Below are 16,460 nucleotides of genomic sequence, written 5' to 3' on the forward strand. Positions count from 1 at the left end.
CCGTTAATCTGCGATAATCATAGGCATCGCTTATTTAGGGGGTAAAGAAATGACGAACGAGTCAACAGCAAAACCATTGTTTAAAACATTCAATAGTGATAAATTGAATCTTCCTAACCGTACCGTCATGGCACCTATGACCAGGGGATTCTCGCCAGGTAATGTACCTGATGAAAATGTCGCTGCCTACTATCGCCGACGTGCAGAAAATGAGGTAGGGCTGATTATTACAGAAGGTACAGGCATTAATCATCCATCTTCCGTTTCTGGTGCGGGGATTCCTTTGTTCCACGGAGAAGAAGCGTTGAGTGGATGGGCTGAAGTAGTGAAGGAAGTTCACGAAGCCGGCGGAAAAATCGCTCCGCAGCTTTGGCACGTAGGAATGACGCGCAGCAAAGGAGACGTGCCGAATGAAGAGGCGGAACCTGTCGGGCCGAGTGGTCTGAACCTGGACGGAGAACAGGTGAATGAACCACCGTCTACCGATGAAGTGGAAAAAATCGTCCGGTCTTACGCGGAAGCGGCAGCAGAAGCGAAACGTCTCGGCTTCGATGCTATCGAAATTCACGGGGCGCACGGCTATTTGATTGATCAGTTTTTCTGGAAGCAGACGAATAAACGCACCGATCGTTATGGAGGTGACTTTACCGACCGGATGCAATTTGCCGTGGAGATCGTGGAGGCGTGCAGACAGGAAGTTGGAGAAGATTTCCCTGTCATATTCCGATTCTCCCAGTGGAAAATGAATGATTATAAGGCAAAACTGGTTGATACTCCGGATGAACTCGATCGTTTCCTGAAAAGACTCACAGAAGCAGGGGTGGATATCTTCCACTGTTCGACCCGCCGGTTCTGGGAACCAGAGTTCGAAGGATCTGATCTGAATCTTGCAGGCTGGACGAAGAAATTATCCGGAAAACCGGTCATTTCCGTTGGTTCCGTAGGGCTCGACGGAGTCTTTACGGATTTCTCAGGTGCAGGAAAAGCGAATCTTGATGGTCTGGTTGATAAAATCGATAATGAAGAATTCGACCTTGTAGCTATCGGGCGCTCCCTGCTGATGGACCCGGAATGGGTGAAAAAAGTACAGGAAGGAAGAACGGACGACCTGTTAGCTTTCAGTAAAGATGCATTGCATAAACTTTATTAATGACCACCTGAAAGAGAAATTGTAAAAGAATGGAAAAACACCACGACACTGAACTTACCGTTCGGTGTCGTGGTGTTTTTAATTCATATACCTGATAGAAGTAAGTACGTAAACTGCACTTAATTCAGACGAAGAGCCTCGGAACTTGCAGCACTGATTTCAGCAAGAAGATCCGGATGATCCTCAAGATCAATGCCGTAGGAAGGAATCATTTCTTTGATTTTCGGTTCCCACTGCTCCAGGTAGTGAGGAAAACATTTCTCTATAGCCTCCAGCATGATAGAAGCCGATACGGATGCGCCCGGAGATTCTCCGAGGAGAGCGGCGAGAGTCCGGTCTTCGGAGTGGATCAGTTTTGTTCCGAACTGAAGGGCACCTCTGCCGCCTTCTTCGGTATCTTCGATAAGCTGCACCCGCTGTCCGGCCACGAGGAGTTCCCAATCTTCATCTTTTGCCGTAGGAACAAAATCGCGTAACTGCTCCACCCGTTCTTCTTTGGACATTGTGAGCTGTCCGCCCAGATATTTGATCATAGACATATTCTTCGAAGCTGCAGCAAGCATGCTTATTAAGTTATCCGGCTTCACGGAACCGGGAAGATCCAGATAAGAACCGGCCTTCAGAAATTTCGGTGTAAATCCGGCGAATGGCCCGTAAAGTAAGGTGTCCTTCCCGTCGATATGCCTTCTGTCCAGGTGAGGAACCGTCATGGGAGGAGTTCCTTCCGGTTCTTTTCCGTAAACTTTGGCGTGGTGTCTTTGTACTGTTTCAGGGTTATCACAGACGAGGAACTCTCCGCTGATAGGGAAGCCGCCGATGTGTTTACTTTCCGGAATACCCGTTTTTTGAAGCAATGGCAGGGCGCCTCCTCCGGCTCCGATGAACGCGAAGGAAGAAGCATGTTCTTCGAGGGTATCCTGTTTGAAATTCCGGACTTTTACTTCCCACGTTCCATTTTCTCTCTGTTTGATATCTTTCACGTCACAATTATAATGCACGGTTACGTTATCTTTACCAGAAAGGTTTTCCAGCATTTTTCTGGTCAGTTCTCCGAAGTTTACGTCTGTCCCCTCGTCCGACTTGGTAGCGGCTACCGGCTCTTCTTCACTGCGGTCCTTCATCATTAAAGGAATCCATTCAGCCAGATGTTCGGGATCCTCCGAGTATTTCAAATCAGTGAACTGGGGATGTTGCGTCAGCGCATCGAAACGCTTCTTCAGAAAGTTCACATTCCGTTCCCCGTGGACGAAACTGATGTGGGGGAGGGATCGTATAAATGTTTCGGGATTTTGTATATCACCGTTCTTAACTAAGTATGACCATAGCTGGGTGGAGGTGTGGAACTGTTCATTTATTTCTACAGCTCTTCTTATACTTATCTCCCCGTTTTCATCTTCAGGAGTATAGTTCAGTTCACAGAGCGCTGCGTGACCGGTTCCGGCGTTGTTCCATTCGTTGGAACTTTCATTTCCTGCGGACTCCAGCTTCTCGAAAAGGGTAATCCTCCACGTAGGTTCGAGTTTGTGAAGAATCGTAGCCAGTGTGGCGCTGACGATCCCTGCCCCCACGAGGATAACGTCGGTAGTCGTTCCCTCTCTTTTCTTTACGTCTTCGGCAGTTGTTGGTTGATTATTCATGGAAACTCTCCTTTCTGCAAATCCAGTCTTCCTCAATTGTACACTTCTTTTTGTTAAAATGCTTCCCCTAAAGTTATTTTAACTTATTCGGCAGAGTTATTTCATGGATGGGTCTGCCACTCTCCTCCTCCGTGAAAAGCGGGCAGTCTGTTTTACACGAAAATGAGGAAAGTGATGACCGACAGAACTACGGAAGTGGCAGTCATAGCCAGTAGAGGTTTCCAGGCTTTTCTACGCAGCTGTTTCAAGTCCACTTTCAACCCGAGTCCTACCATGGCAGCTGTCAGAAGGAAGGTGGTGAGTACGTCTGTTGCGTTCAGGATTCCATCGGATACCGGGAGAACAGGTCCGATTACGTAAGTTCCGACTATACTCATAATAATGAAACCGAGCAGGAACCAGGGAAAAGTGACTTTTGCTTCTCCGGTATCTTCTCCTTTATATTTTCGTTTCATTACATATATAAGAACGAGACAGAGAGGAATAAGCAGAAAGACACGGCCCAGTTTCGCGAGCAGTGCCATCGCAAGAGGCCCCTCTCCGGCAGGAGCAGCGGCCAGTGCCACCTGGGCCACTTCATGGATGCTTACACCGACCCAGCTCCCGTAAGCGATATCTGACATAGGGAGGACGGGACGCAGTATCGTATAAACAATTGCAAAAAAAGTTCCCATCAGAGCGATGATTCCTACTCCTATAGCCGTATCTTCTTCTTTCGCTTTAACAATCGGAGCGGTCGCGGCGATAGCGGCGGCACCGCATACGCCGGTACCGATTCCGATAAGCAGGGAAATCGAACTGTCGGCTTTCAAAAGCTTCGCCATCCACACAGTGAATAAAATAGCAAAAATCACTACTCCGATGTCCAGCAGGAGAAGGCCGAGTCCGTCTGAAATGACGGTACCTATATTCAGCTTAAGCCCGTAAAGAATAATCGCTGCCCGGAGCAGCCGTTTCGAGGAAAATTCGATCCCCGGCTGAATACTTTCAGGGTAACCGAGAAAGTGCCTGTACGTAACAGAAATGACGATGGCGGAAGCCAAAGGTCCTACGAGTGAAAATCCCGGTACGAGCGCAAGAAGATAACCGAGAGCTGCAATCAGAAATGTGAACCCTACACCTGCGAGCCAGCTCTTTTTGAAATTTTTGTTGTGGTTCGTTTCATTATGAAGTAGTTGTACCTGAGCCATCGTAACGTCCCCTTCTAAAAAAAGTTCTTTCTTAAGCTTACTTTTTCTTTTATGATAAGAAAAATAATGATTTTTAATTATAATGATAAGTTAATACTTATCGAAAGGAGAGTAGAGTGGACAGTCAACTGGAGGTATTCGTCACAGTAGCCGAACTGGAAAATTTTTCACGCGCCGCAGAACGTCTGCATATGACTCAACCGGCGGTCAGTCAGTATATTAAAGTGCTGGAAAAGTCAATGGATGCCCGGCTCTTTGACCGAAGCAACAAATATGTCCGCCTCACACAGGCAGGGAAGATAGTGTATCACCATGCGAAAGAAATTATCGGTCTTTATACGAGTATGCATGCTCTTATTGATGATTTGACTAATAAGGCAAGCGGCACGATTTCCATAGGAGCGAGCTATACTTACGGGGAGTATGTATTACCGGAAGTTCTGAAACGACTGAAAGAAGAGGCTCTGGAGATAACCCCGTCCGTAACGATCGGTAATACGAAAGAGATCTGCAAGCTGATTTCGGATTACCGGCTCGATATCGGAATTGTGGAAGGGGAGGTGAACGATGAAAATATTACGGTGGAACCGTTTGAAACGGATGAACTCTACGTTGTTTCTTCACCCGAGTCATTAACTTCAAGGGAAGGAAACTTTTCTCCGGAAGAGTTGGAGGGAAAAACATGGATCGTGAGAGAGGAAGGATCGGGAACGAGGAGAATATCAGAGAAGTTTTTCAGTTCCGCGGGTATCCGACCGGTTTCCCGTCTGGAATTCGGAAGCACACAACTTATAAAAGAAGCGGTGGAAGCAGGGCTCGGCATTACTCTTCTTTCTCGCTGGACTTTCAAAAAAGAAGTGAAAGCCGGAGACTTAGCGATTGTGAAGGTGGAAGGATTACCCGTACAAAGAGAATTTTCCTTAATTTCAAGATCCCTGTTCCGTTCGAAAGCTTTGGAGATATTCGTGGAAAAAGTGAAGAGAAGTGATAAATGAAGTGGTCGTGAGAAGAACCCGTTCAAAATAAAAAAACCTTCCATCCATCAGTAATTGATGGGTGGAAGGTTCTGTCTACTATTGAATGGATTTTGCACCGATATACTTGCTTTCCCAGTAATTGATGCCCATGTCTGAAACTTCTACTCCGTCGCTGCCGGCGTGAATCATTTTGTTTCCGCCGATATAGATACCACTGTGAGTAGCGACTCTGTCAACGCTGTACGTGTTTTCGAAGAATACAACGTCTCCGACGCTAGGAGAGTCAACAAAAACACCATCACTTGCCCACATGCCGGCGTGAGTACGGTTTACGTCAGTTCCCGCTTCTTCCATTACAAGGTTGATGAAACCACTGCTGCCGAGAGCTGCGCGTGTTTCCCCGCCGTACTGGTAAGGTACACCGATAAGGCTTTCAGCAGCGTTAACGATGTCCGCATTGCTGGCTGATCCGGTCGAAGCGGATGCCGTGGAAGCAGTGGAAGTAGAAGCAGCTTTCACTGCTGTCGCTCTTTCTTCCGAATCGTCTGAATCGGACTGTGCAGCCTTTGTATCGTTGTCAGAAGTAGTGTCAGGAGCCGGGGCTACTGAACCGGAAGCGAGGCTAGCCTGCGTATTAGGACCTGCAATACCGTCTACTGCCAGACCTTGCTGTTTCTGGAACGCAATGACCGCATTTTTCGTGATTGGTCCGTACTTGCCGTCCACGTTATAGCCGTAGTAGCCATAGGATGCAAGCTTCGACTGAAGAGAAGAAACGGCCTGGCCGCGATCCCCTGCAGTAAGAACGTTACTTTCTGCTATTTGAACGGATGACCCGTTATCTGTAGGAGCATTAGATTGAGCCGAAACGCTGGATCCTACGAGCGGAGTCAAAGCCAAAGATGTGACAAGAGCTGTAGAAACGACGTACTTCCTGAGCGGATGTACTGGTTTGTTCATGTTTGATTCCTCCATAGTTGAGTGTTTTTAGATGAAGCAAGATGTAGCGTATGTACAACTTCTTCAAGCCAATTAACATTGTATCAGTCTGCATACCCTTATAGGTTATGAGAAGGTTACGGTTCTATTATGATTGTTTGACAGGAAGTTACGGAGTTGTAATTTTACGTGAATGGAAAGTCGTGGTCTTTAATACTCATATCCTCTCTCTGACCTAGTGCCGCAACCGCTCAGAACACAGGCAGTTTTATTACAATATGAAAGAAACCCGGCTGAATGACAACCAGGTTTTGTAAAATGAAAGCTTTTTATTATTTTCCAGTTTTTTCGCCGGTTTTTACCGAGTTTTCCCCTGCTTTCAATGAAGAGAAACATTCATGGTTGTGACGGCAGGTTTCGTCTCTACGATGACTTCACCGTTCCTTATGGAATACAAGACTCCTGCTTGTGTACGGACCGCTTCGTAATCAGAGACGGCGTCGAGAACAATCAGATTCGCGTCGCTGCCTTCCTTCAGGTCGTAATCACTTAGGGAGAGCGTCCGCGCTCCGTTCACGGTCACCAGGTCAAGGGCCTTCGTAATATGATCATAATCGGTCATGTGGCAGGCATGAAGACCGGTATCAACGACAGACATGAGATCCCCGTTTCCAAGCGGATACCATGGGTCCATGATTGAATCCAACCCGAAACATACGTTGATCCCTTCTTTCCACATCTCTTTCACCCTTGTTACTCCTCTGCGCACAGGATGATTGTCGAAACGTCCCTGGAGGTGAAGGTTCGCTTTAGGAAGGGCAATGAATTGGACATCTGCTTTCTTCAGTGTCTGAAACAGTTTATAAGTATAGGCATCATTGTAGGAAGCCATCGAAGCCGTATGACTGGCCGTAACTTTTCCCTGCATGTCATTCCTGATCGTCAGGGCAGCAAGCGTTTCCAGGTAACGGGCCTGTTCATCATCGATTTCATCACAATGAATATCAACGAGCTTTCCGTATTCTTTCGCAAGAGCCATGGAAGTTTCGAGTGATCGGATACCGTCTTCACGGGTCAGCTCGTAATGAGGGATGCCTCCGACGACATCTGCGCCCATATCGAGTGCTTTACGTAAAAGATCTTCTCCGTTGTTCTTAGTATACATGCCTTCCTGAGGCAGAGCGACGATTTGCACATCCATCCATTTCTTAACTTCTTCCTTAAGTTCCAGCAGTGCCTTCAGGCCTGTCAGTTCAGGGTCACTTACGTCCGCGTGTGTGCGCACGTGCTGAATACCGTGCCGTAATTGCATTTCGATCGACTTCTTGGCGCGTATCTTAATGTCTTCTTTCGTTTCTTTCATCAGACTGCGGCGTTCGCTCCATATTTCGATTCCTTCAAATACAGAACCTGATTTGTTCCAGCGCGGCGTTCCGGCTGTCAGTACATAATCGAGATGTATGTGAGGTTCTACATAAGGCGGAAGCACAAGTTTCCCTTCAAGGTCTATTATCTGTTCTTCTCTCGTGGCGGTCACGTTTCCGGCAGGCGCGATGGTGCGGATTATACCGTCCCGGAGAGAGAGATCTTTCAAGTCATCCCCTTTATAAAGTCTGGCATTTTTTAATAACATCTTTCTCCCCCTTATCCTTTGTAGTTACTAGTATATGGTATCAAATACTAAGGGAAAGAGTAAGCGGAACCCTCATCCTGCTTCAAGGATCAGTAATACGCCGAGTATGAAAATGAGGGTATAGACGATAAAACTGAAACGATGAGCCGGTATCCGCTCAAACAGTCTGTTTCCTGTGAACACAGCAACTGCCTGTACAGGAAGACTCAGCAGGAAAAGCATAAACAATGGGCGGGACCAGAACCCGCCGAGAGCCTGACCGATTACAATGAAGAAACCTGAAAACAAAAACTGAGCCTGAAGAGTACTCCTGAACTGGAGTGGATCCATTTTTCTCAGTGCGGCATATACAGCTACCGGGAGGCCGTTGAAGTTGTAGGCACTTCCGAGCATTCCTGATAAAAAACCGAAAGGGAGCGCCCAGGAAGGATGCTCGAACCGCGAAGGGGAGGTCGGCAATACTTTAAGGGATAGTATGTATACAACGAGCAAAACTCCAAGAGCGAGCTTAACCGATTGTGCAGGAAGAAACAGGATAAGGAAAACCCCCGCAGGGATGCCGGAAAGCGTCATAATTCCGAGACGGAAAAGTACGGGTTTATCGACATTCTGAAAATTCCCGGATAACGACATGGCCGCTACAGTAAGTCCCGATAAACCTGCAAGAGAGATACTCAAAGATAGATCTATGGGCAGCAGAGCCAGGAGAGGCATGCTTACCATAGCATCGCCGAATCCGAACGTGGCACGCATAAGTGCGCCCAGAAATAGTGCAGTAAGGATCAGAATAATAAGAGAAACCGGCACTCTATTCCCTCCTTTTGTACAAAATAACGCTGATCTTACCGTATCACAACGGAACTTGTTCCGCCCGCAAACTGAGGAAATATGTCTGCGAGCTAAAAAACCGGCAGAATGTATATTCTGCCGGCAGTAGTCATGCTATTTATAAATTTCTTCTGTTTATTCTCCTCAGCCGGGCTGCAGTACCGATTTGCGTTCCTGTCTGCTGCCAAGAGCAGACTGGGCAGCGGCAAGGCGTGCGGCCGGGACGCGGAACGGGGAACAGCTTACATAATCGAGACCTTGGTCAAAACAGAATCGGATCGCATCTTTGTCACCGCCATGTTCTCCGCATATCCCGGTTTTTAACTGAGGATTCGTCTGTTTACCGAGTGTCACTCCTGACTCCACCAGTTTACCTACCCCTTCCTGGTCGAGCTTCATGAACGGGTTGTCGGGGAGGGTGCCATTTTCAATATAGTATTGCAGAAATTTCCCTTCTGCATCATCCCTGCTGAAGCCGAACGTCGTCTGTGTTAAATCGTTCGTTCCAAATGAGAAGAAGTCAGCTTCCGACGCGATTTCATCAGCGGTTAATGCAGCTCTTGGTGTCTCAATCATTGTGCCGGTGAGATAATTGAGGGAAATTCCGTTCCTCTCGCCGATTTCCTTAGCCACTTTATGCACAAGGTCGCTCATTTCCCGGAGCTCTGCCACGTGACTGACAAGGGGAATCATGATTTCCGGATTTACATCGATACCTTTATTCAGCACACCAGTCATAGCCTGGAATAAGGCTGTAATCTGCATTTCGTATATTTCGGGATGCACCATACCGAGGCGGCACCCCCGTAACCCGAGCATCGGATTGGATTCTTCGAGCAGACGTACGGAGCGGAGAAGCTTCTGTTTTCTTCCAAGTTCTACGCTCTCCGGTTCTGTAAGTTCCAGTCGAGTGATATCGACAAGCAGTTCCTCGACATTAGGAAGGAACTCATGGAGAGGCGGGTCTAGCAGACGTATAGTGACCGGGCGTCCGCGAAGCGTCTCGAAAATACGTTCAAAATCCTGCTGCTGCATAGGGAGCAGTTTATTGAGAGCTTTGTTCCGTTCTTCCTCACTCTCCGCAAGAATCATTTTTTGTACGGCAGGGAGCCTTCCAGAATCCATGAACATATGTTCTGTACGACAGAGACCGACTCCTTCTGCTCCAAGCTCCACGGCTTTTCGTACGTCCTCGGGCGTATCGGCATTCGTCCGCACGCCGAGAGTGGAAGTGTTATCTGCCCAATCGAGAAGCTGTCGGAATACCTCAGACATCTCCGGCTCGATGGTTGCGATTTCGCCTAAATAAATATCTCCGGAAGCCCCGTCTACCGTAATGACGTCTCCTTCCTCAACGATAGTATCTGCAACGGTGAATCGCTCGGATTCAAGATCGATATTTATCGACCCGCAGCCGCATATGCAGGCTTTACCCATACCGCGGGCCACAACAGCGGCGTGACTGGTCATCCCCCCGCGGCTGGTCACGGTAGCTTTGGCAGCTACGATACCATGGATATCTTCCGGCGTCGTTTCCGGTCTTACTAGGATGACGTTTCTTCCTTCGTTACTCAGAAGTTCAGCTCTGTCCGCATCGAAAACGACTTCTCCCGTAGCGGCGCCGGGGGAAGCAGGCAGACCGGAGACCAGCTTTTGTGACGTATGTCCGGGATCAATATGTTTGTGCAGCAGCTGACTGAGCTGGTCAGGGTCCACGAGCAGAAGCGCTTCCTTTTCACTCACTATTCCTTCATTAACCATATCTACTGCTATTTGCACCGCCGACTGGGCCGTTCTCTTTCCATTTCTCGTCTGCAGGAAGAAGAGCGCTCCATTTTCTATGGTGAATTCGATGTCCTGCATATTTTTGTAGTGATTTTCAAGGAGATTGCACATGTTTATCAGTTCACTGTACAAATCAGGCATTTCTCTCTTAAGTTCATTTATCGGCTGCGGGGTGCGAATTCCTGCTACTACGTCCTCTCCCTGGGCGTTGATCAGATACTCTCCGTACAATTCAGACTCACCGGTAGACGGGTTGCGGGTGAAAGCTACGCCGGTGCCGGAATCATTTCCCATGTTTCCAAACACCATGCTTTGCACGTTCACTGCTGTTCCGAGGTGGCCCGGGATATCATGCAGGCGACGGTATAGAAGCGCACGCTTATTATTCCAGGAATCGAACACGGCACTGATACTTAAAAAAAGTTGTTCGTAAGGATCTTGCGGAAAGGTGCGGCCTGCAGCTTCCATGGTGATTTTTTTGTACGCTTCGATAATCTCTTTCCAGTCCCCGGCTGTCATTTGTACATCAGAGTTATAGCCGCTGGAAGTACGATAGTTTTCCAGGTAATTCTCATACAAAGAATTATCTAGCCCGAGCACGACATCCCCGAACATCTGAATAAACCGCCGATAGGAGTCATAGGCGAATCTTGGGTTATGGGTAAGATCTGCAATTGCTTTCACCGTCTCATCATTCATCCCGAGGTTCAGGACGGTATCCATCATGCCCGGCATAGAATGAACGGCTCCGGAACGTACAGAGACGAGCAGAGGATTGTTCGTGTCGCCCAGAGTTTTCCCGGTCCTTTCTTCCAGTTTTTTCAGAGATTTTTTGATCTGCAGTGTTGCCGCCTCCGAAAGCTGTTCGCCGGCCTCGTAGTAAGCGTTGCAGGCTTCCGTGGTAACGGTGAAACCGTAGGGGACGGGTAGGCCGAGACGGGTCATTTCAGCAAGGTTCGCGCCTTTTCCTCCCAGCATCTCTTTCCCGACTGCCTTCTCATGGTCGAACATAAATACGAATTTCTGTTCCATCGTCAACGATACCTCCTGATAATTATGGAATTACTGATAAAATTATGCGCGATGAGGGGTTTGTCATGATGATTATGACACACTATCTAACGATAATTTCTAATTATGTCATACTAATATTAAATATAGTATCATTTATTCGGGCAGTTTACAACATAAAAAAGACACCGGGCCCGCCAAGGATCCGGTGCGTAAATTATTTTTATACAGGAAATAAAGGTGGGATATTTCTTCATTTCTATTACTGACGGGTTAACGGAATTTTTTTCCTTTTAACAGAAGGGGGAATATTCAACAGTTCACGATACTTCGCTACCGTCCTCCTGGACACGTGATATCCGTCCCTTTTCAGCAGATGTACCAGTTTCTTATCGGAAAGAGGCCGGAGAGGGTCTTCTTTTACTATGAATTGCTGGAGGTTGCTTTTTATTGCGGCTGAGGACGACCCGAATTTCGTACGGGAAGGAAAAAAATCCTCCAAATAAAAAGTACCTGAGGGCGTTTGTATCACTTTGTTGCGGACGGCTCTGCTCACCGTAGATTCATGAATGCCGAGCCGGCTGGCAACTTCCTTCCTCGTGAGCGGGGACAGAGACCTGGTACCATCGGAAACCATCGTTGGCTGACACCGGAAAACTTCTTCGGCGATCGCCAGTATTGTCCATTGTCTCTGTTCCACACTCTTTTTGAGCCACTGAAAGGTTCTGTATTTCTCTTTAAGAAAAGAAACGGCTTCTTTATGAGCCTTCATCATGTGTTTATATTCTTCATTCATATTCAGTTCCGGCACAATCTGCCTGTTCAAAGAGATATGGTAGTCGTCCTCTTTCGTGATAAAGATGTCGGGAATGAGAACGTCTGAGTGCGCAGACCCGATCGCAAGCCCGGGTTTAGGATGAAGCGATTTCAGCCGGTCGAGACGAAGGTCCAGCTGCCTCCGCCCGAGATTCAATAGAGTTTTGAGACGTGCGGGCTCTTCGGCAGCGCAGGGAAGGTGCCGGGAAATGAGAATGGAAAGTTCCCTGTCTTCCGGAAAAAAACGACGTGCCTGCAGTGATAGACATTCCTGCAGTGTACGCGCTCCGATACCGGCGGGTTCCAGCGTTTGAAGCAGGGTGAGGCAATTTTCGACGGAGTCTTCAGTAACGTTATATTCCGCAGCAAGATCATCCGAAGATGCCTGTAGATAGCCATTGTCATCCAGATGAAAAATAAAGTGCCTTATCAGCTTTTTTTCCTTCTCGTTACAGGGGAGAAAAGGGAGCTGCTGCAGTAAATAATCGTGAAGACAAGGCTCCGGTTCATGTTTGTATAAAGGGTAATTATTCGAGTCTCCGGGAGGGGGAGCGGCATAGGAACGCTCCCGCAGATCAATCCACGGATTCTCCATGGCTTCCTGTTCAATATATTCCCTGAGGTCCTGGGAGGACATTTGCAACAGGTGCAGGGACTGCTGCAATTGAGGTGTCATTTTCAGCTGATGGGTCTGTTTCATTTCTAAGTGGAGTTTCAATTGTCCTCTCTCCGTTTCTATTAATGTACTAATTAAAAGACGATCGCTTATTTGAAATCGTTTTCATTATTTCATATAAACGGTCATTAGAAAACAGGCAGGCTCGTTTATTTACGGGTGAATTGCAGGAGACAATATTCCCGTCCGGTGCCGAATTTTTGCAAAGAGTGTGTGCGACGCCTTATTATTCATTTATACAGAGGGGGTCCCTAATAAATAAAGGTTGAGGTGAAGACGATGAGTAAAAAAGAAGTGGAAGACTACGTGCAGGAAGGTATATATGGTACTCCGGAAACAAAACCGGGGGAACGCAGGAGATATCTCGGTACGCTTCGTGAACGAATCGTTCTTGTGTTGACGAAAAGTCAGGTAATGCAGAAAAAAGGGATGGCGGAACTGGAAAATGAAATGCGGAGTTATGACAGAGCAACGCTACTTTTGAACGGGAAAATAAGTTACAGGTTTCGAAAGCCTTATTCCCGGCTCGCCCGTAAGTGCAGTGTACACACAAAATCCGTCTCGGATCAGCAGAAAGAAACAGAAATCGGAGCTGTTTTAACCGTGGATTATCCTTTGGAAAAAGAAGAGATAAAAGTGGACACTGGTACATCTGCGAAGAAAAAGAAAACAAAGCAGCAAAAAGGGATGAGAGGATTATTGAAGAAACTGTTCAAACCGGTCAAATGAAAACGCCGAGGTTACTCAACCTCGGCGTTTGTGTTGCCGTAGTCAGCGATCGTGCTGGACCAGACGACTGTGAAGATTTCCGCAGTTTGTACATTGAAGCCATAGAGTTTCCACAACTCTATCAGAGAATTCTTTCGAAACAACTTCGACGACTTTCTGTTCGTTACTGAAACAGTTCAGACAATGATCGTGGACGCGGGTGCCTATTTCATAGTTTTTCATTACATGCCTCCTCTCTAAGGGAGGGAGGCAACAGTAGGAGTTTCATCTTAAGACAAAATAAAGGGAATTTCAAACGTGCCGCAAGTGAAGCCATTAAATAAAAAGAATTGCCATTAAAAGTTGACTCGGGGAAACAAAAAAAGTAGAATAACGATATCGATAAAATTTGCCCAAGGGCAAAAATGATGAGGTGAGGAATATGTTTGAACAATTAGGTAATATAAATCCCGTGATTCTGGCTTTGCTGGGCTCTTTATTCACTTGGGGGATGACTGCTCTCGGGGCAGCCCTCGTTTTCTTAATAAAAGGATCGAGTCAAAAGTTTCTGGACAGCATGCTCGCTTTCGCAGGAGGAGTTATGATCGCAGCCAGTTACTGGTCGCTGCTCGCTCCGGCTATAGAGAGGGGGGCGGAAGGTCCGCTGCCTTCCTGGTTCCCTGCTGTCGTAGGTTTTCTTCTCGGCGGGTTTCTGCTTCTCTTTATCGATCGTGTCATACCAATGGTAGACCTCGACAGGTATATGTACGACATTAAAAATAAAAGAGCAAAGAGTCGTACGGCACTGCTGATGTTCTCGATGACCCTCCACAATATCCCTGAAGGATTAGCGGTTGGTGTGGCTTTCGGTGCTGTAGCTTCGGACGGATCCGGAGCGGCTCTCGGTGGAGCGATAGCTCTTGCGATCGGTATCGGTATACAGAACTTCCCGGAAGGAGCGGCGGTTTCCATGCCTCTTTACCGGGAGGGTATGAAGAAGAAGAAAAGTTTCATGTTCGGACAGTTTTCCGGAATGGTAGAACCGATTTCAGCAGTAATAGGGGCGGCTGCCGTTATAATTATAGAACCGGTCCTGCCTTACGCATTGAGCTTTGCGGCCGGAGCCATGATTTTCGTAGTAGCCAAGGAAATTATCCCGGGCTCCCATGAACAGGGGAACGTCAACATTGCTTCTATGAGCCTTATGTTCGGTTTCGCCCTTATGATGACGCTCGATGTTGCACTCGGTTAAGGGTTTTAATAAAAAGTGGAGATGTCTGAACACATCTCTCTTTTTTTATGCACAAATCTCCCGGAGAGTCGGAAAACAGGAATGCTGATTGACAGATCGTATCGTTTGCAGGATAGTGGAAGGGAGGGGATTTCCCTCAATAACTGAATACGTCCGGTGGTCGCAACATCTGTGTTAAAAGGGAAGCCCGGTAAAATCCGGCACGGTCCCGCCACTGTAAAGGGGAGCTTTGTATCGATCCACTGTCTGAAAAAGACGGGAAGGTATACCGAGTGAGGAACCTGAGTCAGGAGACCTGCCACCGGAAAGAACATGAAATCCTACGGGAGAATAGGAGGATGTTACGTGAAATATCTTAAACCGGGACGCCGATACGGGCCTGTACCGTCGATACTTTCCTATCCACCTTCCTGCTAGCTGACGGGAAGGTATTTTAATGGAGACAAAGTGAAAAGAGGCCTTTCCTGGGGTCGTTATCGCAGCGATAAAAGAGGAGGAAGAAACGATGGATCAGATACCTGTACGTTGTTCGAAAGTAACCCAGACAAGACTTATATTTCCCCCGGATACTAACCATCTCGGGACGATTTTCGGAGGGAAAGTTCTTGCATATATTGATGAAGTTGCTGCCCTTACCGCAATGAAACACTCCAATGCAATTGTAGTGACAGCTTCGATCGACTCGGTGAATTTCATATCTACTGCCAGAGTGGGAGAAGCCCTGACTATTGAAGCCTGTGTAACGAAGACAGGTCGGACTTCTATGGAAGTGTATGTAAAAGTATTTGCGGATGATCTGCTCAGTGGAGAGCAGAAAATGACGACCGAATCATTTCTTACAATGGTGGCAATGGACGAAGAAGGGCGCCCGAAACCGGTCCCCCACGTCATTCCTGAAACGGAAGAAGAAAAAGAACTGAACAGAACGGCTGCCGCGAGAAAGAAACAGCGGGAAGAAAAAGCCGAGCTGCGAACCTGAACCGCATGACAATACGGGACCCGCTTAGGGCCCCGTATTATTTATGAACATTATTCTTTTAAGTCTTTTTTGCAGAAGTACCAGTCTACACATTCATAGGAATCGTCATTTTCTCTTGCACGAGCATCTTCTACTGTTTTTGGAGGAGATGCGACAACTTTGTTTCCTTTCGTCCAGTCAGCCGGAGTGGAAACTCCGTGTTTGTCGGTAGTCCTGAGAGCCTCGACGAGCCGTACGATTTCACCCATATTCCGGCCGGTAGTGAGCGGGTAATATATGAGAGAACGGATTGTTCCTTTGTCATCAATCACAAAAACGGCACGGGAAGCTTCAGTACCGCTGCTTTCCGGCATAATCATACCGAACTTGGTAGCCACCTGTTTATCGAGGTCGGCGATTACCGGAAACTCGATCTTCGTGTCAAAGTTTTCTTCAATGTTCCGTATCCAGGCGATATGGGAAGTGATGCTGTCCACACTCAGTCCGAGGAGTTCTGTGTTCATTTCCCGCAACTGATCATAAATCCCCTGAAACGCTACGAATTCTGTCGTGCATACAGGTGTAAAATCTGCCGGATGGGAAAATAGAACAAACCATTTTCCTTCGTAATCATCGAGAGAAAGCTCTCCGTGTGTCGTCTGAGCAGTGAAGTCAGGGGCTTTTTCACCGATACGCGGCAAGCCGTAGTGTTTCTGTTCTTCTGTATTATGCTGCTCTTCCATCATTCAAATCCCTCCTGTTACATATTCCGTCCGTCCTGAACGGTCCTCTATTTTTGATTCCCGTTCAGTTTTTCATTAAACCACATAGTACGTGAGGTGGTACTGCCAAACGGGGTAAGGAGGATATTTGTAAACCCCTTTCCCCGGGGGGGAATAT

The 16,460-nt window shown here is 47.4% G+C and carries 14 protein-coding genes and 1 riboswitch; of the genes, 5 read left to right on the forward strand and 9 right to left on the reverse strand.

Annotation, left to right across the window (positions count from 1 at the left end):
* Positions 1-49: 49 nt before the first annotated feature.
* On the forward strand, positions 50-1,150 hold the full coding sequence (locus CKW00_RS05330; RefSeq protein WP_095821712.1) for an NADH:flavin oxidoreductase: 1,101 nt from the start codon (positions 50-52) through the stop codon (positions 1,148-1,150).
* Positions 1,151-1,269: 119 nt separating this feature from the next.
* On the opposite strand, the gene mqo is transcribed toward CKW00_RS05330, so the two are convergent.
* Together mqo and CKW00_RS05340 are read right to left on the reverse strand one after the other, a co-directional pair.
* Positions 1,270-2,787, reverse strand: a complete 1,518-nt coding sequence (gene mqo / locus CKW00_RS05335) for a malate dehydrogenase (quinone) (protein WP_095821713.1) — start codon at positions 2,785-2,787, stop codon at positions 1,270-1,272.
* 152 nt (positions 2,788-2,939) lie between these two features.
* Positions 2,940-3,977, reverse strand: coding sequence for a YeiH family protein (locus tag CKW00_RS05340; protein WP_008589966.1), 1,038 nt, complete (start codon positions 3,975-3,977; stop codon positions 2,940-2,942).
* Between the two features lie 116 nt (positions 3,978-4,093).
* On the opposite strand from CKW00_RS05340, the gene CKW00_RS05345 reads away from it, so the two are divergent.
* Positions 4,094-4,972, forward strand: coding sequence for a LysR family transcriptional regulator (locus CKW00_RS05345; RefSeq protein WP_095821714.1), 879 nt, complete (start codon positions 4,094-4,096; stop codon positions 4,970-4,972).
* A gap of 78 nt (positions 4,973-5,050) precedes the next feature.
* Here the strand turns inward: CKW00_RS05345 and CKW00_RS05350 are convergent, their stop codons facing one another.
* From CKW00_RS05350 to rpoN, 5 genes are all read right to left on the reverse strand, one after another.
* A complete protein-coding gene (locus CKW00_RS05350; RefSeq protein WP_095821715.1) occupies positions 5,051-5,914 on the reverse strand; it encodes a C40 family peptidase in 864 nt (287 codons plus the stop codon).
* Positions 5,915-6,272: 358 nt separating this feature from the next.
* Positions 6,273-7,526, reverse strand: coding sequence for a cytosine deaminase (gene codA / locus CKW00_RS05355; RefSeq protein ID WP_095821716.1), 1,254 nt, complete (start codon positions 7,524-7,526; stop codon positions 6,273-6,275).
* Between the two features lie 72 nt (positions 7,527-7,598).
* Positions 7,599-8,333: a sulfite exporter TauE/SafE family protein gene (locus CKW00_RS05360; RefSeq protein ID WP_095821717.1), complete on the reverse strand. Its 735-nt coding sequence runs from the start codon at positions 8,331-8,333 to the stop codon at positions 7,599-7,601.
* Between the two features lie 165 nt (positions 8,334-8,498).
* The gene (gene ppdK, locus CKW00_RS05365) at positions 8,499-11,171 is read right to left on the reverse strand and encodes a pyruvate, phosphate dikinase (protein ID WP_095821718.1); all 2,673 of its coding nucleotides are present in this window, start codon (positions 11,169-11,171) and stop codon (positions 8,499-8,501) included.
* A 241-nt stretch (positions 11,172-11,412) separates the two neighbouring features.
* A complete protein-coding gene (rpoN, locus tag CKW00_RS05370) occupies positions 11,413-12,666 on the reverse strand; it encodes an RNA polymerase factor sigma-54 (protein ID WP_143544228.1) in 1,254 nt (417 codons plus the stop codon).
* Between the two features lie 255 nt (positions 12,667-12,921).
* On the opposite strand from rpoN, the gene CKW00_RS05375 reads away from it, so the two are divergent.
* Complete coding sequence (locus CKW00_RS05375; RefSeq protein WP_233129723.1) at positions 12,922-13,371, forward strand: YueI family protein; 450 nt, start codon at positions 12,922-12,924, stop codon at positions 13,369-13,371.
* A gap of 42 nt (positions 13,372-13,413) precedes the next feature.
* On the opposite strand, the gene CKW00_RS05380 is transcribed toward CKW00_RS05375, so the two are convergent.
* Entirely contained in the window at positions 13,414-13,593 is a 180-nt protein-coding gene (locus tag CKW00_RS05380; protein ID WP_095821721.1) for a hypothetical protein, read from the reverse strand.
* Between the two features lie 199 nt (positions 13,594-13,792).
* Here CKW00_RS05380 and CKW00_RS05385 point away from each other — a divergent pair, with 199 nt between their 5' ends.
* Together CKW00_RS05385 and CKW00_RS05390 are read left to right on the forward strand one after the other, a co-directional pair.
* Complete coding sequence (locus tag CKW00_RS05385; RefSeq protein ID WP_095821722.1) at positions 13,793-14,602, forward strand: ZIP family metal transporter; 810 nt, start codon at positions 13,793-13,795, stop codon at positions 14,600-14,602.
* A gap of 140 nt (positions 14,603-14,742) precedes the next feature.
* Positions 14,743-14,919, forward strand: a riboswitch (cobalamin riboswitch).
* A gap of 188 nt (positions 14,920-15,107) precedes the next feature.
* Complete coding sequence (locus tag CKW00_RS05390) at positions 15,108-15,581, forward strand: acyl-CoA thioesterase (protein ID WP_040609373.1); 474 nt, start codon at positions 15,108-15,110, stop codon at positions 15,579-15,581.
* A 50-nt stretch (positions 15,582-15,631) separates the two neighbouring features.
* On the opposite strand, the gene CKW00_RS05395 is transcribed toward CKW00_RS05390, so the two are convergent.
* Positions 15,632-16,306 (reverse strand): peroxiredoxin, encoded by a 675-nt coding sequence (locus tag CKW00_RS05395; RefSeq protein WP_008589947.1) that lies wholly within the window; start codon positions 16,304-16,306, stop codon positions 15,632-15,634.
* Positions 16,307-16,460 lie beyond the last annotated feature (154 nt).

Origin of the sequence: Salimicrobium humidisoli (assembly GCF_002295105.1) — a bacterium.
Taxonomy (GTDB): Bacteria; Bacillota; Bacilli; order Bacillales; family Halobacillaceae; genus Salimicrobium; species Salimicrobium humidisoli.